This window comes from Pseudomonas sp. H1_G08, assembly GCF_054681355.1.
This window is the reverse complement of record NZ_CP162822.1, coordinates 2815077-2834242: the sequence shown is the minus strand read 5'-3', so window position 1 is coordinate 2834242 and position 19166 is coordinate 2815077. Positions and strand designations below refer to the sequence as shown.

16 protein-coding genes and 1 pseudogene are annotated in these 19166 nt (G+C 60.7%); 8 read left to right on the top strand and 9 right to left on the bottom strand.

The annotated features are described in order from the left end of the window. Positions 1-5: 5 nt before the first annotated feature. Positions 6-3455 carry a transcription-repair coupling factor gene (mfd, locus tag AB4N85_RS12850; RefSeq protein WP_460068267.1) on the bottom strand — a complete coding sequence of 1150 codons (3450 nt, stop codon included), beginning with the start codon at positions 3453-3455 and terminating at the stop codon, positions 6-8. A 354-nt stretch (positions 3456-3809) separates the two neighbouring features. On the opposite strand from mfd, the gene AB4N85_RS12845 reads away from it, so the two are divergent. Next, positions 3810-5273 (top strand): glyceraldehyde-3-phosphate dehydrogenase, encoded by a 1464-nt coding sequence (locus AB4N85_RS12845; protein ID WP_236169416.1) that lies wholly within the window; start codon positions 3810-3812, stop codon positions 5271-5273. Positions 5274-5379: 106 nt separating this feature from the next. Here AB4N85_RS12845 and tcuC read toward each other — a convergent pair whose 3' ends face one another. Then, positions 5380-6678, bottom strand: a complete 1299-nt coding sequence (tcuC, locus tag AB4N85_RS12840) for an MFS transporter (protein WP_252868009.1) — start codon at positions 6676-6678, stop codon at positions 5380-5382. A 75-nt stretch (positions 6679-6753) separates the two neighbouring features. Here tcuC and AB4N85_RS12835 point away from each other — a divergent pair, with 75 nt between their 5' ends. Continuing rightward, positions 6754-7800, top strand: coding sequence for an FAD:protein FMN transferase (locus tag AB4N85_RS12835; RefSeq protein WP_252868008.1), 1047 nt, complete (start codon positions 6754-6756; stop codon positions 7798-7800). Between the two features lie 201 nt (positions 7801-8001). Next, on the top strand, positions 8002-9396 hold the full coding sequence (sthA, locus tag AB4N85_RS12830; RefSeq protein WP_016775479.1) for a Si-specific NAD(P)(+) transhydrogenase: 1395 nt from the start codon (positions 8002-8004) through the stop codon (positions 9394-9396). A 42-nt stretch (positions 9397-9438) separates the two neighbouring features. On the opposite strand, the gene AB4N85_RS12825 is transcribed toward sthA, so the two are convergent. After that, positions 9439-10161 carry a glycerophosphodiester phosphodiesterase gene (locus AB4N85_RS12825; protein WP_041477331.1) on the bottom strand — a complete coding sequence of 241 codons (723 nt, stop codon included), beginning with the start codon at positions 10159-10161 and terminating at the stop codon, positions 9439-9441. 14 nt (positions 10162-10175) lie between these two features. Next, the gene (locus AB4N85_RS12820; protein ID WP_016775478.1) at positions 10176-10757 is read right to left on the bottom strand and encodes a PilZ domain-containing protein; all 582 of its coding nucleotides are present in this window, start codon (positions 10755-10757) and stop codon (positions 10176-10178) included. A 94-nt stretch (positions 10758-10851) separates the two neighbouring features. On the opposite strand from AB4N85_RS12820, the gene AB4N85_RS12815 reads away from it, so the two are divergent. From AB4N85_RS12815 to AB4N85_RS12805, 3 genes are all read left to right on the top strand, one after another. Continuing rightward, positions 10852-12102 (top strand): lipoprotein-releasing ABC transporter permease subunit, encoded by a 1251-nt coding sequence (locus AB4N85_RS12815; protein ID WP_024013629.1) that lies wholly within the window; start codon positions 10852-10854, stop codon positions 12100-12102. Next, entirely contained in the window at positions 12095-12793 is a 699-nt protein-coding gene (gene lolD / locus AB4N85_RS12810; RefSeq protein WP_024013628.1) for a lipoprotein-releasing ABC transporter ATP-binding protein LolD, read from the top strand. Before AB4N85_RS12815 ends, lolD begins: the two co-directional genes overlap by 8 nt. Before the next feature lie 63 nt (positions 12794-12856). Continuing rightward, positions 12857-14101, top strand: a complete 1245-nt coding sequence (locus AB4N85_RS12805; RefSeq protein ID WP_150741255.1) for a lipoprotein-releasing ABC transporter permease subunit — start codon at positions 12857-12859, stop codon at positions 14099-14101. A gap of 119 nt (positions 14102-14220) precedes the next feature. Here AB4N85_RS12805 and AB4N85_RS12800 read toward each other — a convergent pair whose 3' ends face one another. Both AB4N85_RS12800 and AB4N85_RS12795 read right to left on the bottom strand, forming a co-directional pair. Continuing rightward, positions 14221-15567: a heavy metal sensor histidine kinase gene (locus AB4N85_RS12800; RefSeq protein ID WP_252868007.1), complete on the bottom strand. Its 1347-nt coding sequence runs from the start codon at positions 15565-15567 to the stop codon at positions 14221-14223. Further along, positions 15567-16247 carry a heavy metal response regulator transcription factor gene (locus AB4N85_RS12795; RefSeq protein WP_252868006.1) on the bottom strand — a complete coding sequence of 227 codons (681 nt, stop codon included), beginning with the start codon at positions 16245-16247 and terminating at the stop codon, positions 15567-15569. Before AB4N85_RS12795 ends, AB4N85_RS12800 begins: the two co-directional genes overlap by 1 nt. 166 nt (positions 16248-16413) lie before the next feature. Here AB4N85_RS12795 and copI point away from each other — a divergent pair, with 166 nt between their 5' ends. Together copI and queF are read left to right on the top strand one after the other, a co-directional pair. Beyond that, entirely contained in the window at positions 16414-16947 is a 534-nt protein-coding gene (copI, locus tag AB4N85_RS12790; RefSeq protein ID WP_252868005.1) for a copper-resistant cuproprotein CopI, read from the top strand. A gap of 61 nt (positions 16948-17008) precedes the next feature. Beyond that, entirely contained in the window at positions 17009-17839 is an 831-nt protein-coding gene (queF, locus tag AB4N85_RS12785; protein WP_252868004.1) for an NADPH-dependent 7-cyano-7-deazaguanine reductase QueF, read from the top strand. Between the two features lie 26 nt (positions 17840-17865). On the opposite strand, the pseudogene AB4N85_RS12780 reads toward queF, so the two are convergent. The 3 genes and pseudogenes from AB4N85_RS12780 to AB4N85_RS12770 all read right to left on the bottom strand — a co-directional run. Continuing rightward, positions 17866-17970, bottom strand: a pseudogene (locus tag AB4N85_RS12780) (metal ABC transporter ATP-binding protein); the annotation flags it as partial. 56 nt (positions 17971-18026) lie between these two features. Continuing rightward, the gene (locus AB4N85_RS12775; RefSeq protein WP_150741251.1) at positions 18027-18290 is read right to left on the bottom strand and encodes a DUF4404 family protein; all 264 of its coding nucleotides are present in this window, start codon (positions 18288-18290) and stop codon (positions 18027-18029) included. A gap of 108 nt (positions 18291-18398) precedes the next feature. After that, the gene (locus tag AB4N85_RS12770) at positions 18399-19019 is read right to left on the bottom strand and encodes an HAD family phosphatase (RefSeq protein WP_252868003.1); all 621 of its coding nucleotides are present in this window, start codon (positions 19017-19019) and stop codon (positions 18399-18401) included. Between the last annotated feature and the right edge of the window lie 147 nt (positions 19020-19166).

Sequence of the window (19166 nt, the reverse complement as noted above, 5' to 3'; positions counted from 1 at the left end):
GTCCTTCAAGCGGATTTCGGGATGAGACGCTCAAACAGCGCCTCGACAGTATTGAAACGTTCTTCCGGGCGCTCCATCGGCACCTGGAATTTAAACATCGTCGCGCCTTCGAACTTGTAGCGCTTGGGCTGCGTCTGGATCAGCTTGATCAGGGTCATCGGGTCAACCGGCGTCTGCGCTTCGAACTCGATGCGTCCGCCTTGCGGCCCGCCGTCGACTTTCTTGATGCCGAGCTTTTCCGCCTGCAATTTCAACGCGGTGATCCGCACCAGGTTCTTGGTCGGTTCCGGCAACAGGCCAAAGCGGTCGATCATCTCCACCTGCAGGTCCTTGAGGCCTTCCTCGTCGGTGGCCGAGGCGATGCGTTTATACAGAATCAGCCGCGCATGCACATCCGGCAGATAATCTTCCGGAATCAGCGCCGGCACCCGCAGATTGACTTCCGGGCCGCCACCCAGCGGTTGATCGAGGTTCGGCTGCTCGCCCTTGCGGATCGACTTCACCGCGCGCTCGAGCATTTCCATGTACAGGGTGAAACCAACGGCCTGAATCTGCCCGCTCTGACCGTCGCCGAGCAGTTCGCCTGCGCCACGGATTTCCAGATCGTTGGTGGCCAGCACGAAACCGGCGCCGAGGTCCTGGGTATTGGCGATCGCTTCCAGACGTTTTTCCGCGTCCGAAGTGATTTGCTGGCGCGGCGGTGTCAGCAGGTAGGCGTAAGCCTGGTGGTGACTGCGGCCGACACGACCACGCAACTGGTGCAGCTGGGCCAGACCGAACTTGTCAGCGCGCTCGATGATGATGGTGTTGGCGCTTGGCACGTCGATGCCGGTCTCGATGATGGTCGAGGCGATCAGCACGTTGAAGCGCTTGTGGTAGAAGTCGCTCATCACCTGTTCGAGTTCACGTTCGCGCATCTGCCCGTGGCCGATACCGATGCGCGCTTCCGGCACCAGTTCGGCGAGGTCGGCGGCGCACTTCTCGATGGTCTTCACATCGTTGTGCAGGTAGTAAACCTGACCGCCACGCAGCAGTTCACGCAGCAGGGCCTCTTTGACCGTGCTCTTGTTCTGCTCCATGACAAAAGTGCGCACCGACAGGCGCCGCGCTGGCGGCGTGGCGATGATCGACAGATCGCGCATGCCCGACACCGCCATGTTCAGCGTCCGCGGAATCGGCGTCGCGGTCAGGGTCAGGATATCGACCTCGCTGCGCAGGGCCTTGAGCTGTTCTTTCTGGCGTACGCCAAAACGGTGTTCTTCGTCGATGATCACCAGCCCGAGGTTTTTGATCTTCACATCATCGGACAGCAGCTTGTGCGTGCCGATGACGATGTCGATCTTGCCTTCCGCCAGATCGGCGATCGCCGCGTTGACTTCCTTGGCCGATTTGAAGCGACTCATCACTTCCACGGTCACCGGCCAGTCGGCGAAGCGGTCGCGGAAGCTGTTGTAGTGCTGCTGGGCGAGCAGGGTGGTCGGCACCAGAATCGCCACCTGACGACCGCCGTGCACGGCAATGAACGCGGCGCGCATGGCCACTTCGGTCTTGCCGAAGCCAACGTCGCCGCAGACCAGGCGATCCATCGGTTTCGGCGCGAGCATGTCTTCGCGTACCGCCTCGATGGTGGCTTGCTGATCGGGTGTTTCCTCGAACGGGAAACCGGCGCTGAAGGTGGCGTAGTCGGCCTTCGGGTCGGCGAAGGCGTAACCTTCACGGGCGGCGCGACGGGCGTAAATGTCGAGCAATTCGGCGGCGACGTCACGCACCTGCTCGGCGGCCTTGCGCTTGGCTTTCTGCCAGGTTTCCGAGCCGAGGCGGTGCAGCGGCGCGAGCGAATCGTCGCTGCCGGTATAGCGCGCGATCAGGTGCAGGTTGGCCACCGGTACGTAGAGCTTGGCGTTCTCGGCGTATTCGAGGGTGAGGAATTCGGCGGCCTGATTGTCGATTTCCAGGATCGTCAGGCCCAGGTAGCGGCCGACGCCGTGATCGATATGCACCACCGGCGCGCCTTCACGCAGTTCGGTGAGGTTCTTGATCACCGCATCGTTGCTGACGTCGCTGCGCTTCTCGCGGCGACGACGTTGCATGACCCGTTGGCCGAACAGCGGACTTTCCGCCACCAGCGCCAGCGCCGGGTCGTCGAGCAGCAGACCCTCGTCGAGCGGGGCGATGGTGATCGCCAGACGATCCTTGCTGGCGACGAAGTCCGGCCAGCTGTCGACGGTTTTCGGCCGCAGCTTCAGACGTTCCAGCAGTTCCAGCAGGACTTCGCGACGACCCGCCGATTCAGCGGTGAACAGCACGCGCCCGGGGAATTCTTCGAGGAACCCGGCCAGCGCCGCCAGCGGTTGCGTGGCCTTGGCCTCGATGGCCAGATCCGGCAGCGCATGTGCCGGGAAGCGTTCACGGCCGACGCCGCTTTCAACGTCCTGTTGACTGGCAACGACCCGTGGCCAGTTCTTCAGGCGCGCAAAGCAGTCTTCCACCGGCAGGAACAATTCGGCCGGTGGCAATAAAGGACGCGATGGATCGACGCGGCGTTCTTCGTAACGATTGCGCACGTCGTTCCAGAAGTTTTCCGCCGCCTGCTCGATGCCCGGCAGCGAGAACACTTGTGTGTCCTGAGGCAGGTAATCGAACAGCGTCGAAGTTTCGTCGAAGAACAGCGGCAGGTAGTACTCGATACCGGCCGGGGTGATACCGCTGCTCAGGTCCTGAAAGATCGGGCAGCGGCGGAAGTCGACGTCGAAGCGCTCGCGAAAGCGCGCCTTGAAGCGGGTGACTGCGTCTTTCTGCAACGGGAATTCGCGGGCCGGCAGCAGCTTGACCGACTCGACCTTGTCGATTGAACGCTGGGTTTCCGGATCGAAGGTGCGCAGGGTTTCGATTTCGTCGTCGAACAGGTCGATGCGATACGGCAGTTTGCTGCCCATCGGGAACAGGTCGATCAGCGCGCCGCGTACGGTGAACTCGCCGTGCTCGTACACCGTGTCGACATAGCGATAGCCGCTGGCTTCGAGCCGCGCGCGCATCTGTTCGACGTCGAGCTTCTGGCCGATATCCAGCACCAGGCTGCTGCCGAGCAGGAACTCGGTCGGCGCCAAGCGATGCAAGGCGGTGGTGATCGGAACCACCAGCACGCCGTGGGCCAGTTCCGGCAGGCGATACAGGCTGGCGATGCGCTGGGAGATGATGTCCTGGTGCGGCGAGAACAGGTCGTAGGGCAGGGTTTCCCAGTCGGGGAAATGCAGTACGGGCAAATCCGGGGCGAAGAAACTCAGCTCCTGTTCCAGCCGTTCGGCGCTTTGGCTGTCGGCGGTCAGCAGCAGGGTAAAGCGCTTGGCAGCGCTGGCAGCCTCGGCAATCGCCAGGCTGAGGGCGGCACCGGGCAGATTGCCCCAGTGCTGTTTACCTGCTTCGGCAGGGAGTAGCGGTAGACGCAGAACAGGCACGGAAGGTTGAGCTCCAGGCGTTGCGACAAAGTCGGTAATTGTAGCGGCCTCCGGTGCCGCCTGTCAGTTGCAGACTGCGTCTATCTTCACGGTTTGGACGAAATGTAGTGGTAACCATAAAAACGAGCACTTTTTTCATGGTTATGTAGTTCCGAAACCGGGTGGTGTTACGGAGGGTTACAGACATCGTCTAACAGTCGTCGAAAAATTGACTGCGCTGAAAGCCCCGGTTTTATTGGGCTGGAGAAGGGCGTAAATTTTTTGAACGGGAATTTGTTACCGATTGCGCGACAAGCGCGCATTGCTGAAAGGGCTTGTCGGCGGCATAATGTAGCCCCTTTTTTCTGCCCCTACATGTGGAAGGTTACCGTGACTCAGAAGCCCGACCAGTGTCTTGGTGAATGGATCGACCGTGAAGCACTCGCAGAAGCGATGATTCCGCTTATCGGTCAGCTCTACCGCAATAACAACGTGGTTAGCTCGATCTATGGCCGCAGCCTGATCAACCAGTCTGTCATCGCGATTCTCAAAGCTCACCGCTTTGCTCGCCACCGTTCTTCCGACGACAGCGAACTCTCCGTCCACGAAACATTCCCACTGCTCAAGGCCATGAGCGAGCTCAAGCTCGGCGCGGCGTCGGTGGATCTGGGCAAGCTGGCGTTCAAATTCCGTAACGAAGGCAACGGTCGCAGCGCCGAGCAGTTCGTGCGTGAAGAGATGGCTGACGTGGTTGGCCAGCAGAACGCCTCGGCCCGCAAAGGTACCGACGTTGTTCTTTACGGCTTCGGTCGTATCGGCCGTCTGCTGGCGCGCATCCTGATCGAGAAAACCGGTGGTGGCGACGGCCTGCGTCTGCGCGCCATCGTCGTGCGCAAAGGCGCCGAAAACGACCTGACCAAACGCGCCAGCCTGCTGCGTCGCGATTCGGTACACGGTTCGTTCAACGGCACCATTACCATCGACGAAGAAAACAACACCATCACCGCCAACGGTAACCTGATCCAGGTGATCTACGCGAAGAACCCGACCGAGGTGGATTACACCCAGTACGGCATCAAAGACGCGCTGCTGGTGGACAACACTGGTGTATGGCGTGACGCCGATGGCCTGGGCCAGCACTTGCAGTGCCCGGGTATCGATCGCGTTGTTCTGACCGCGCCTGGCAAGGGCAAGCTGAAGAACATCGTTCACGGCATCAACCACGGTGAAATCACCGCTGACGACAAGATCGTCTCGGCTGCTTCCTGCACCACCAACGCCATCGTGCCGGTGCTCAAAGCGGTCAACGACAAGTTCGGCATCATCAACGGTCACGTCGAAACCGTTCATTCGTACACCAACGACCAGAACCTGATCGACAACTTCCACAAGGGCGATCGCCGTGGCCGCAGCGCCGCGCTGAACATGGTGATCACCGAGACCGGCGCCGCTACCGCTGCTGCCAAGGCGCTGCCTGAGCTGGCCGGCAAGCTGACCGGTAACGCGATTCGTGTTCCGACGCCAAACGTGTCGATGGCCATTCTCAACCTCAACCTTGAGAAAGCCGCCACCCGCGAAGAGATGAACGAGTACCTGCGCTACATGGCGCTGCACTCCGAGCTGCACAAGCAGATCGACTTCGTCAATTCGCAGGAAGTGGTGTCGACCGACTTCGTCGGCTCGCGTCACGCCGGTGTGGTCGACGCTGAAGCGACCATCGTGCAGGACAACCGCGTCGTTCTGTACGTCTGGTACGACAACGAGTTCGGCTACAGCTGCCAGGTAGTTCGTGTGATGGAAGACATGGCTGATGTGAATCCGCCAGCGTTCCCGCGCTAAGTCTCAGGCTTGAATGAAAACGCCCCGGCATTTTGTCGGGGCGTTTTTGTTTGTGGGCCTGTTGGATCTTCGGCGTCCTTGCCGGCCTGCTCGCGAAAGCATTCTGTCAGGCGCCGCTGGCTACCGAGGCCTGCGCGGTGCGCAACTCATGCCGGTTGCCACGGAACAGCACCAGTGTCGCAATCAAGCCTAACACCGCCGCGCCACTGAGCCAGATGCCCGGTGCTGCCTTGTTGTCCAGCACATGAATCAGATAGGTGCACGCTGCCGGAGTAAATCCGCCGAACGTCGCCGTTGCCAAACTGTAAGCCAGGGAAAACCCGGTCGTGCGCACTTCCACCGGCATGATCTCGGTCAGCGCCACCACCATTGCGCCGTTGTACGAGCCGTACAGAAACGACAGCCACAATTCGACAATCAGCAAATGGCTGAAGCTCGGATTCGCCACCAGCCACGACAGCGCCGGATAGGCCGTCAGGATTGCCAGAATCGTTGCCGTCAGCAGTAAGGGTTTTCTCCCGATCTTGTCGGATACCGCGCCCATCACCGGTAGCCAGAAGAAGTTCGACAAGCCGATGCACACCGTCACCAACAGCGCATCGAGATCAGACAGGTGCAGTTCGGCCTTGCCGAACGTCGGGGTGTAAGCGGTGATCAGGTAGAACGACACCGTGGTCATCACCACCAGCGCCATGCCGGCAATGACGATGCCGAAGTTCTGCCCGATCGAGCGGACGATTTCGCCGAGGGTAGGGCGGTGGGTGCGCGCCTGGAACTCCGGGGTTTCTTCCAGCGAGCGACGGATGAGGAAAATCACCGGCACGATCATGCAGCCAATCAGAAACGGTACGCGCCAGCCCCATTCGCCCATTTGCTCCGGACTCAGCCAGTGATTCAGAGCAACGCCGAGCAAGCCGGCGAACACCACGGCTGCCTGTTGGCTGGCGGACTGCCAACTGACGAAAAAGCCTTTACGCCCCGGCGTCGAAATTTCCGCCAGATACACCGACACGCCGCCCAGTTCCACGCCCGCCGAGAAGCCTTGCAGCAAACGGCCGAACAACACCAGCAGCGGCGCGGCGACACCGAGCGTCGCGTAGCCGGGTACGCAGGCAATCAGCACTGTACCGGCGGCCATCATCGCCAAAGTGATGATCAGCCCTTTGCGCCGTCCGTGACGGTCGATATAGGCACCGAGGAAAATCGCCCCCAGCGGACGCATCAGGAAGCCGGCGCCGAAGGTCGCCAGCGACAGCATCAGCGAAGCGAACGCGCTGTCGGTGGGGAAGAAGGTTTTGGCGATGGCCGTGGCATAGAAGCCGTAGACCATGAAGTCGAACATTTCGAGGAAGTTGCCGCTGACAACGCGAAAGATCGCTTTGCCTTTGCCCGTGGTGGAGGACATGGGAGGTACTCACTGTTCAATTTTGTATAAAGGCGTTGCAGCCATGGGGAAGCGAGCGGGCGCTTGTAGTTCATAATGGCCGCCGTGGTTTTGCGGGGAGATGAAGAATTGTTAACTGGACGCTGGTTGGGGCTTGTGGTGTTCGCGGCGGCAATCGGCGGCTGCGGCAACGGCGATTCCCTGGAACAGGTTGGCGGTTCGACCATGGGCAGCACCTGGTCGGTCAAGTACGTGCGCCACGCCGGGGTCGCCGATCCTGCGCAAGTGCGCGGTGAAATGGAGCGCATCCTCGGCGAAGTCGATCAACAGCTGTCGACTTACCGCAGTGACTCCGCCATCCAACGTTTCAACTCCTTGTCCGCCGGTAGCTGCCAAGCCATGCCGACAGCGGTGCTCGAATTGGTCCGCATCGGCGAACAGCTTTCAATGCAAAGCGAAGGCTCCTACGACCTGACCGTGGAACCGCTGCTGGACCTCTGGGGATTCGGCCCGCAAGGACGCGAAGAAAAGATCCCTGATGCGGCCGCGCTGGCCGAGGTCATGCAGCGGGTCGGCCATCAGCATCTGCGCATCGACGGCGAGCGGTTGTGCAAGGACACCGCCGTCGAAGTCGACTTCAACAGCATTGCCGCCGGTTACGCCGTGGATACCATCGCCGCCAGATTGCAGGGCATGGGCATCGACAATTACCTGGTCGAAGCCACGGGCGAACTCAAGGCCCGGGGCAAGAAGCCGGATGGTTCCGCGTGGCGCATCGCTCTCGAAGAGCCTCGCGATGACCAGCAAGTGGCCGAGCGGATTATCGATGTCGATGGCTACGGCGTGTCCACCTCCGGTGACTACCGCCATTATTTTCTGCAGGACGGTCGGCGTTATTCCCACACCTTCGATGCACGCAGCGGAAGGCCGGTCCTACATGATCTGGCGTCAGTCACGGTGATTCATCCTTCAGCGTTGATGGCCGATGGACTATCGACGCTGTTGCTGATTCTCGGGCCGGAAAGGGCACGGGACTATGCCCAAAAGCATGACATTGCTGCATTCTTTGTCTTGCGTGCCGATACAGGTTTCGTCACCCGCAGCAGTCAGGCATTTACGCAGCTTGTCGGTGAAAAAAACTGACCGAAGACAAGACGAAAGCTGGCGTTGTAGTGCAGGCAAAAGTAGCCTACGACGCGACCAAGGGTTAATGTGCGCGGCGTTGACGCTTCTATAGACTGTGTCCGGGTTCTTCACTGGCCCCCAATTGTTCCTTCGCGCCGCCGTTCGGCGTGATTTAGCCGCCGGTGCTGCTGGCACCGCGGCCTGTTCTGAGGAGTACGCATGGCTGTCTACAACTACGACGTGGTGGTACTGGGTTCCGGCCCGGCGGGAGAAGGCGCGGCAATGAACGCCGCCAAAGCGGGGCGCAAGGTCGCGATGGTCGACAGCCGTCGTCAGGTCGGCGGCAACTGCACCCACCTCGGCACCATCCCGTCCAAGGCACTGCGTCACTCGGTGCGGCAGATCATGCAGTTCAACACCAACCCGATGTTCCGCGCGATCGGCGAGCCACGCTGGTTTTCCTTCCCGGACGTGTTGAAAAGCGCCGAAAAAGTCATTTCCAAACAAGTCGCATCGCGCACCGGCTACTACGCCCGTAACCGCGTCGACGTGTTCTTCGGTACCGGCAGCTTCGCCGACGAGCAAACCATCGAAGTGGTCTGCGGCAACGGCGTGGTCGAGAAGCTGGTGGCCAAGCACATCATCATCGCCACCGGTTCGCGCCCGTATCGCCCGGCGGACATCGATTTCCACCACCCGCGCATCTACGATAGCGACACCATCCTCAGTCTCGGTCACACCCCGCGCAAACTGATCGTTTACGGCGCTGGTGTAATCGGTTGCGAATACGCATCGATCTTCAGTGGTCTGGGTGTGCTGGTCGAACTGGTCGACAACCGTGGCCAGTTGCTGAGCTTCCTTGACTCGGAAATTTCCCAGGCGCTGAGCTACCACTTCAGCAACAACAACATCACCGTGCGCCACAACGAAGAGTACGACCGCGTCGAAGGCGTGGACAACGGTGTGATCCTGCATCTTAAATCCGGCAAGAAGATCAAGGCCGACGCCTTGCTCTGGTGCAACGGCCGTACCGGCAACACCGACACGCTGGGTCTGGAAAACATCGGGGTCAAGGTCAACAGCCGTGGCCAGATAGAAGTCGACCAGAACTACCGCACCTGCGTGGAGAACATCTACGGCGCCGGTGACGTGATCGGCTGGCCAAGCCTGGCCAGTGCCGCCCACGACCAGGGTCGTTCTGCCGCCGGCAGCATCGTCGACAATGGCAGCTGGCGCTTCGTCAATGACGTGCCGACCGGCATCTACACCATTCCGGAGATCAGCTCGATCGGCAAGAACGAGCAGGAATTGACCCAGGCCAAAGTGCCGTACGAAGTCGGCAAGGCGTTCTTCAAGAGCATGGCGCGGGCGCAGATTGCCGGTGAGCCGCAAGGCATGCTGAAGATCCTCTTCCACCGCGAAACGCTGGAAGTGCTCGGCGTGCATTGCTTCGGTTATCAGGCGTCGGAGATCGTGCATATCGGTCAGGCGATCATGAATCAGCCGGGCGAGCTGAACACCCTGAAGTATTTCGTCAACACCACGTTCAACTACCCGACCATGGCCGAAGCCTATCGGGTCGCAGCGTACGACGGCCTCAACCGGCTTTTTTGACGGGCTCCGGCCGGTGGCCTGAGCCGGCCGGGGAGACCGATTTCAGCAATTCTCAAGGGTGGCAGTGGCCAAACCGGGAAAGTCTGTAATCAGGCTGTCAACGCCGAAGTCGGCGAGTCTGCGCATCAGTGCAGGCTCGTTGACGGTCCACACCGACACATGCAGGCCCTGACGCTGCGCCTTCTGCAGGCGTTCCGGCGTACACAGCGTCCAGTTCAGCGCGAGAATTTCGCAACCGTAGCTGGCCGCCACCTTCAACGGATCGAGCCAGGCGTATTCGGCCACCAGGCCACGGGATACGTCCGGTACCAGGTCCAGCGCTGCCTTCAAGACTTCCCGTGAACTCGAGGTGATCGTCACCTTGTCGAGCAGGCCATGCCGTTGAGCCATTTCCCGAATCGCCAGCACGGTAGTCGCCGCGCGGGTGCGTGAAGCGCTTTTGACTTCCAGCTGCCAGTGCTCGAAATCACATTTCTCGAACAACTCTTCCAGCGTCGGAATCGGGCACGGCTGGATCCAGCCCGGGCCACCCTTGCGCGCGTCGTAGGTCACCAGTTCGGCGGCGGTGTGCTCGACGACTTTGCCGCGACGGTCGGTGGTGCGTTTGAGCGTCGGGTCATGGATGACCATCAGCTCGCCGTCCTTGGACAGGTGCAGATCCAGTTCGCAGCGGCGCACGCCGTGCTTGAGGCACTCCTGAAAGCTGCTCAGGGTGTTTTCCGGTGCTTCGCCCTTGGCGCCGCGGTGGCCGTAGATGAGGGTCACGGTGCTTCCTTAAGTTAAATGCCAGATTCGTTCTGTTCGCGGGCCAGACGGCGTTCCTGAGCCTGCTTCTGCAAGATGTAGCGCGCGAGCAATTGGCGCTGGGCATCGGTCGGGCGCTCGAACTCGGTGCCGACGTCATAGCCATCGCCCTTGGGATCGCAATGGGTGACCCGGGCGCGCAGCAGCAGGCCGAGTGCCTGCGGCATCAGTACCAGTTTCACCGACAGGTGCGCGCCGGTGGCAATCGGCGTCGGGTACTGAAAGTCGATCCCGCCCTCGGAGATGATCACCGGCTGCGGCTCGCCGATGTGTCCGAGCACCGTCAGGGCGATTACCTGGCTGAGCAGGTCGATGCGTTTGTTCTGCGATTTGAGGAACGCGGCGATGGCGCGGTCGCGCTCGCTGATCTGTCGCAGCAGGTGCTGGGACTCGAATTCGCTCAGGTGCAGTTCGCTGAGCAGGTTGAACAGTGGGGAAGCATCCTGCAACACTTCCTGGCCTGCGGCTTCGGGAGCGGACAGGGGCCGAATTTCCAGTGCGATCGTGTCCTCGATACGGTAGTATTCGCGGCGATCTTCTTCATCTAATGTCGACATGGCGAACCCATGGTAGCGGCGGTGGTCTGAGTGTAAAGCTGGTTTTCGACCCCCGCCACAAGGACGTTCCTTTTTCCTCCGAACAAGCCCCGACATGTTCAGACCTCTCTTCGTATTTATCGGCACGCGTTATACCCGTGCAAAGCGTCGCAATCATTTTGTGTCATTCATTTCCCTGACTTCGATGATCGGGCTCGCCCTTGGCGTGGTCGTGATGATCGTCGTGCTGTCGGTGATGAACGGCTTCGACCATGAGATGCGCACCCGCGTGCTGGGCATGGTGCCCCACGCCACTCTCGAGACCGGCGAGCCGATCAATGACTGGCAGAGCCTGGCCGACAAGGTCAAGCAGAACCGGCAGGTGACGGCGGTGGCGCCGTTCACCCAGATGCAGGGCCTGCTGACCAACAACGGCCAAGTTTCCAAAGTGTTGCTCAATGCCATTGATCCTGCGCTCGAGCGCAATGTGTCGATCATCGACAACTTCATGAAGCAGGGCAAACTCGACGACCTGACACCGGGCAGCTTCGGCATCGTCATCGGCGACAAGGCCGCGACCAAGCTTGGCGTTGGCATCGGCGACAAGGTCACTTTCGTTGCACCTGAGGTCAGCGTGACCCCGGCCGGGATGTTCCCGCGCATGAAGCGCTTCACCGTGGTCGGGATTTTCCATGTCGGCGCCGGTGAGCTCGACGGCTACCTCGGCGTGACCAATCTGCAGGATCTGGCGAAAATGCACCGCTGGAAAGCCGATCAGGTGCAGGGCCTGCGGCTGAAGTTCGACGACCTGTTCCAGGCACCGCGTGAGGCGTGGAACATCGCCCAGCAGCTCGGCGAAGATCGTTACTACGCCCGCGACTGGACCCGCACCCACGGCAACCTGTATCAGGCGATCCGCATGGAAAAAGCCATGATCGGGCTGCTGTTGCTGCTGATCGTCGCCGTCGCCGCGTTCAACATCATTTCCACGCTGGTGATGGTGGTGAACGACAAGAAGGGCGACATCGCCATTCTGCGTACCCTCGGCGCGACACCGGGCACGATCATGCGCACGTTCATGGTTCAGGGCACGGTAATCGGCGTGGTCGGCACGGCGATCGGCGCGGTGGTCGGGATCCTCGCGGCACTGAATGTCAGTGCGGCCATTTCGGCGCTTGAAGGGCTGATCGGCCACAAGTTCCTTAATGCTGACGTGTATTTCATTGATTATCTTCCTTCGCAGGTACAGAGCCAGGACGTCGTCATGGTCTGCGCCGCTGCGTTGGTCCTGAGTTTCCTCGCCACCCTGTATCCCGCCTGGCGTGCCGCGCGCACCCAGCCGGCGGAGGCGTTACGTTATGAGTGAGTCGGGCATGAGTGAACAAGCAATTCTGAGCTGCCGTAACCTGGGCAAGTCCTACGAGGAGGGGCCTGAGTCGGTACAAGTGCTGGCCGGCCTGCAACTGGAGTTGCACCCGGGCGAGCGTGTGGCGATCGTGGGTAAATCCGGTTCCGGCAAAAGTACCTTGCTCAACCTGCTCGGCGGCCTCGATACGCCGAGCAAGGGCAGCGTCTGGCTCGACGGTGAAGAACTGTCGGCGTTGAGTGAGAAGAAGCGGGGCCTGCTGCGCAATCGCGCGCTTGGTTTCGTTTACCAGTTTCACCACTTGCTGCCGGAATTCACCGCGCTGGAAAACGTCTGCATGCCGCTGTTGATCGGCAAGACCGCCATCCCGGAGGCGCGCCAGCGTGCCACGGCATTGCTGGAGCGCGTCGGTCTCGGCCATCGTCTGGAACACAAACCGGCGGAACTCTCCGGCGGCGAACGTCAGCGCGTGGCCATTGCCCGTGCACTGGTGAACAACCCGGGGCTGGTGATGCTCGATGAGCCAACCGGCAACCTTGACCTGCATACCGCCGAAGGCATTCAGGATCTGATGCTGGAGCTGAGCACTTCGATGCGCACAGCGTTCCTGGTGGTGACGCACGACATGAACCTGGCTCGCCAGATGGACCGCGTCCTGCAGTTGCAGGAAGGTTGCCTGACCCCCATCTGACTGGCTGAAACCCGGCGCCCGTAACGGCGCCGGGTCTTTTATTTCTATACGGTGCCCCAGCGAATGTTCAGACCGTTATCGATCTTTATCGGCACGCGCTATACCCGCGCCAAGCGCCGCAATCGCTTTGTTTCGTTCATTTCGATGACCTCGATGATCGGCCTCGCCCTCGGCGTGCTGGCGATGATCGTGGTGCTGTCGGTGATGAACGGCTTTCAGCGCGAAATGAGCTCGCGCATCCTCGGCATGGTGCCCCATGCGACCATCGTTGGCGTCAAGCCGATCGATGACTGGCAGCCAGTCGCTGCCGCTGCGATGAAAAATCCCGAAGTGACTGCCGCCGTGCCGTTCACCGAAATGGAAGGCATGCTGTCCTACAAGGGTTCGATGCAGCCGATTCAGATCAGCGGCGTTGATCCGGCCCAGGAAGGCAAGGTGTCGATCGTTGCCCGGCACATCGTCCAGGGTCGCCTCGATGCCTTGAAGCCGGGCGAATTCGGTGTGGTGATCGGTGAAATCACCGCGCGGCGTTTCCGCCTCAATGTCGGCGACAAGATCACTCTGATCGTCCCGGAAGTCAGCACCGCGCCGGGCGGTATCACCCCGCGCATGCAGCGCCTGAATGTGGTTGGCGTGTTCAAGGTCGGCGCCGAGCTGGACGGCTCGATGGGCCTGATTCACGTCGCCGACGCCGCGACCATGCAGCACTGGCAACCGAATCAGGTGCAGAGCGTGCGTCTGGCGGTCAAGGATCTGTACGCCGCGCCGAAGGTGTCTGCGGACATTGCCGGTGGCCTCGGTGCTGACTTCAAGGCTGACGACTGGACTCACACCCAGGGCAGCCTGTTCAGCGCGATGAAGATGGAAAAAACCATGATCGGCCTGCTGTTGCTGATGATCGTCGCGGTGGCGGCGTTCAACATCATTGCGACGCTGATCATGGTGGTGAACGACAAGGGCGCCGACATCGCGATCCTTCGCACGATCGGTGCCACGCCCCGGCAGATCATGGCGATCTTCATGGTGCAGGGCACGGTGATCGGTATTGTCGGCACCATCATTGGCGGCGTGCTGGGCGTTATCGCCGCGCTTAACGTCAGTGAATTGGTCGGCTGGGTCGAGCGTGTGACCGGGCAGCACATCTTCAGTTCGGATGTGTATTTCGTCAGCAACCTGCCCTCGGAACTGCAGGGTGGGGATGTGCTGTTGATCTGCTCGGCGGGTTTCATCCTGAGCTTCCTGGCGACGGTGTATCCGGCGTGGCGGGCGGCGAAGATTGAGCCGGCGCATGCGCTGAGATATTCGTAAGCGACTCCATGCTCGTTCCCACGCTCTGCGTGGGAATGCCTCAACGGACGCTGTGCGTTCGGCTCTTGAAGGGACGCGGAGCGTCCCGGGCTGCATTCCCACGCAGAGCGTGGGAACGATCAGGTCCGAGGCAACTCGATTACAAATTGCGTCCAACCCGCTTCAGATTCGCAATGAATCTGCCCGCCATGGGCACGCACGATCGACTGGGTAATTGCCAAGCCCAACCCCGCATGCTCACTGCTGCCTTCCTGCCGCGCCGGATCCGCTCGATAGAAGCGGTCGAACAGACGTGGCAGTAATTGCGCGGAAATACCCTCGCCACTGTTCTCGACGCAGACGCGCACGGTTTCCCCCTCGTCGACGATGCTCAAGCGCACATAACCCTCGGCCGGGGTAAACCGCAGTGCGTTATCCAGCAGGTTCGACAAGGCTCGGCGCAACATGCCGCGATCACCTTCGATTTGCGCCTCACCTTCACGGCTCAAGCTCACGCCAGCGTCTTCCGCCAATGGCGCAAAAAACTCCAGCAGCATGTCGGCCTCATCCGCCAGCTCCAGTGGTTCGCGCTTGGGCATCAGCAAGCCGTGGTCAGCCTTGGCCAGGTAGAGCATGTCGTTGACCAGTTGCGCCATCCATTGCAGTTCTTCGAGGTTGCTGTGCAGCGCTTCGCGGTAATCCTCCAGTGCCCGGGGGCGGGTGAGGGTGACCTGGGTGTGGGTCAGCAGATTCGACAACGGTGTGCGCAGTTCATGGGCGATGTCGGCGGAGAACGCCGAGAGGCGCTGAAACGAGTCGTCGAGGCGTGCGAGCATGGCGTTGAAGCTGTAGGCCATTTCTGCAAGCTCTGGTGGCATCTTCTCTTCAGGCAGTCGGGCGTTGAGCGATTGCGCAGAAATCCCACGGGCCACTGCGCTCATCCGCCGCAACGGGCGCAGACCGCTGCGCGCGGCCCAGGCCCCGAGCACGGCAGTAGCCAGCGCCGACAGGCCGACGGTCAGCCAGATCAGATGCTGCATGCGCGTAAGAAAATGCTGGTGATGGGTGATGTCCAGCAGCAGCGTCAGTTGCGGCGAATCCGCTGTGTCTGGATAGAGCGGGGCGCGCAGCACGCGGTAATCGGTGCCGTCATGGCTGATGGTCGACAGGCCGGTTTGCAGGGGCAGATTCTTCGGAATCTGCACCGAGCTGTCGTACCAGTGCTGCCCGTCGCCACTGGTGATGCGCAATGACAGATCCGCCTGACGGCTGAGTTCATCGGCCAGCCGCGCCTCGCGCTGGGCAGGTTGGAGATCCTGCAAGGCGCGGCGCAGGCCGATCAGTTTCGTCTCCAGTTGTTGCTGATCGAGTTCGATGAAGTGCGCCTCGCTGGCGCGGTCGAACAGCACCCCGGCGAACAGCGAGACCACCGCAGTGCAGGCGGCAAACAACAGGGCCAGGCGCGTGCTCAAGGACAGGCTACGCATCACAGCGAACGCTCTTCGAGCACGTAACCCATGCCGCGCACGGTGTGGATCAGCTTGTTGGGGAAGTCATCGTCGATCTTCAGGCGCAAGCGGCGGATCGCCACTTCGATGACGTTGGTGTCGCTGTCAAAATTCATGTCCCAGACCTGCGAAGCGATCAGCGACTTCGGCAACACTTCACCCTGGCGGCGCAGGAGCATTTCCAGCAGGGCGAATTCCTTGGCGGTCAGGTCGATGCGCTGGCCGCTGCGTTCGACCCGGCGGCGGATCAGATCCAGGCGCAGATCGGCCAGTTGCAGGCTGGTTTCCTGGGCGATTGCGCTGCCGCGTCGCAACAGGCTGCGCACCCGGGCGAGCAATTCGGAGAAGGCGAATGGCTTGACCAGATAATCGTCGGCGCCCAGTTCGAGGCCGTGAACCCTGTCCTCCACGGCGTCTTTGGCGGTGAGAAAAAGTACCGGCGTTTCGAGGCCAGCGCGGCGCACCGCTTGCAGAATCTGCCAGCCACTGCGCCCGGGCAGCATCACATCGAGGATCAACAGCGCGTAATCGCCGCTCAAGGCCAATTGCTGGCCGCTGATGCCATCGGCCACCAGCTCGGTATTGAATCCGGCCTCGGTCAGGCCCTGACGCAGGTATTGGCCGGTTTTCGCTTGGTCTTCGACGATCAACAGTTTCATGGGCGACTCGGGCTGCTTCGGGATGAAAAAGGGCGAGGGCGTTATACCGTGAGATCCGGCGATAAGCGCCAAGCTGACAAAGTTGTAATCTGCCTGTCAGGTCGATGCCAGCACTGGGTGGTTAGAGTTTCCCACAGGCTGAACCTTCTCTTGTTGGAGTACGACCATGTTTTTGCGCACCTCGCTGAAAATAGCCACCTGTCTGCTGGCATTGAGTTCGCCAGCCTGGGCGACACCGGCGCACACCTTCGCCTTCGGCCAGCCGGCAGCGGCGAGCCAAGCCACGCGCAGTATCGAAATCGTCATGGGCGACATGAACTTCGACCCGAAAGCCATACAGGTCAAGGCCGGTGAGACGGTTCGCTTTGTACTGGTGAATAAAGGCCAGTTGCTGCATGAATTCAACCTCGGTGATGCGGCGATGCATGCCAGTCACCAGCAGGAAATGTTGCAGATGCAGCAAAGCGGCATGCTAACGCCGACAGGCATGAAAGAAATGTCCCACGACATGGCGGGCATGAATCACGCGGCGATAGGCCACGGCATGCAGCATGACGACCCCAACAGCGTGCTGGTCGAGCCCGGTAAAACCGCCGAGTTGACCTGGACCTTCAGCAAGGCCACGGTGCTCGAGTTTGCCTGCAATATCCCCGGGCATTATCAGGCGGGCATGGTCGGCAAACTGACAGTCAGTCAGTAAGCACTCAAAGGCGCGGGCAAAGGCTGGTAGAATCCGCTGATTCTTCAGTCAGGTTTCCGCCATGCATCCCGCAGCCGAACATTCGCCGCTGGGCAAATCCAGCGAATACATCGCCACGTACACGCCGTCCCTGCTGTTCCCGATTCCGCGCACCGCGAAATGGGCCGAGCTGGGCCTGACCGCCGAAACCCTGCCGTATAAAGGCGTGGATTTCTGGAACTGCTTCGAGCTGTCGTGGCTGCTGCCCTCGGGCAAACCGGTGGTGGCGATCGCTGAATTCAGCATCCCGGCGGACTCGCCGAACATCATCGAATCGAAGTCGTTCAAGCTCTACCTCAACTCGCTGAACCAGACGCCGTTCGCCGACGTTGCCATATTGCAAGCGACGCTGGTCAAGGATCTGTCCGCCGCTGCCGGCAAACCTGTGGGCGTTCGGGTTCGCAGTCTGAAGGACGTCGAAGCCGAAGGCGTGGTGGGGTTGCCGGGCGTGTGCATCGACGATCTGGATATCAGCGTGAGCAATTATGAACACCCGCGTCCGGAGCTGCTGCGTTGCGACAATTCGCGCGTGGTCGAGGAGAGCGTGCACAGCCACCTGCTCAAATCCAACTGCCCGGTGACCAGCCAGCCGGACTGGGGCAGCGTCGTGGTGGAATATCGCGGCGCGGCGCTGGATCACGCCAGCCTGCTGGAGTACATCGTCAGCTTCCGCCAGCATTCGGACTTCCATGAACAATGCGTTGAGCGGATTTTCCTTGATCTGCAGCGGTTGTTGAAACCTGAAAAGCTCACCGTGTTTGCACGTTACGTTCGCCGGGGTGGGCTGGATATCAATCCGTATCGCAGTACCGAAAGCGTACAACTGCCGAATCATCGGCTCGTACGTCAATAAAGATCCTGAATGTGCGACATCCAATGTGGAAGCGAGCCTGCTCGCGAATGCGGTGTGTCATTCAACGATGATGTCGACTGACACGACGCCTTCGCGAGCAGGCTCGCTCCCACAAGGGCTTGCATGCACATTTTGCAAATGAAAAAGCCCTGCCATCGCTGGCAGGGCTTTTTTGTGCGGCGGGGCGTCAGATGCCCATGCTGCCCAGCGCGTTGACGATGTTGCGCAGGGTGCCGGCGATCGCCGGGTGTTCGACTTCGAAGCGCTCCACTGCCAGGTTCACGCCATCGGCGATGCTTGCGTTCTGGGTGGCAGTTTCCAGCTGGATCTCCGATTCGATCTGCGCCATCAGCGCATGCAGATCTTCACGCTCTGCTTCCGACAGCGGTGGATTGTGTTTCAGCTGCTCGCGCAGTGTATCGAGCTGTTTTTGCAGTTCTTGGGCGGGCATGGTGGTTTCCTTTTATCAATAGGCACTGGCATTGACCGCAGCCACGCGCCAAAGGTCTATGGCTGACCTTTAGATTAATCCACTCTCGGTAAACCTGCATGACGCCGGTCAGGGCTTTTCGCCTTTGGCGCGGCGCAAGCTGATATCGGCGAGACAGGCGTCCAGTTCGCCGAGATGATCGATCACCGAATGCACGCCCAGGCCGAACAACTGCACGGTTGCCTTGCCGCGCAACTTTTCGCGTTCCTTTTGCGAGAGCGCCTGCCACTCGCTCGGGCTCAGGCCGCATAGCGAGCCACAGGACGCCAGGCCAATCGTCCATAACCCGGCATTCAGACCGGCCTGTAACAGGCGCGGCTCACCACTGACCAGCACGCAACCGTCGAGGCGGTCGATGTTCAAACTCATCAACGCCTGCCAGCACGCGTTGGGCGCTGGCCACGGATTCATTGTTGCTGAATGTTGCGTCGGTTTGATCCAGTCCGGCAGCGACGCGGCCAGTGGCTGAGCGAGGGCAGGGGGCAATTCGTCGAGCCACGCGCAGGGAATTCCCTGGCGCTGCAAACTTTTCAGGCTATCGAGTGCGCCCGGTGTAGTTTTGGCATGTTCCGGCTGGGAGTTGAGCTCTTGCGCGGCGCGGGCACCGAAATCCACCAGGCAACCGCTCAGGCCGAACAGCACGGCAGTCAGGCCGGGCGCGGCGACGGGCAAGGTTTCGGCGTGAGTCATGGCAACGTCCCTGAAATAACGCTCAAGACTAAGGCGCTGGGGTGACAGTTGCATGACAGGCGGGTGAAAGCCTGCGTAGGAAACTTCCTGCATATCCTTGCAGCGGCGCACTGCCCAAATCGCCGTTTACGCTTATACTAGCGGCCT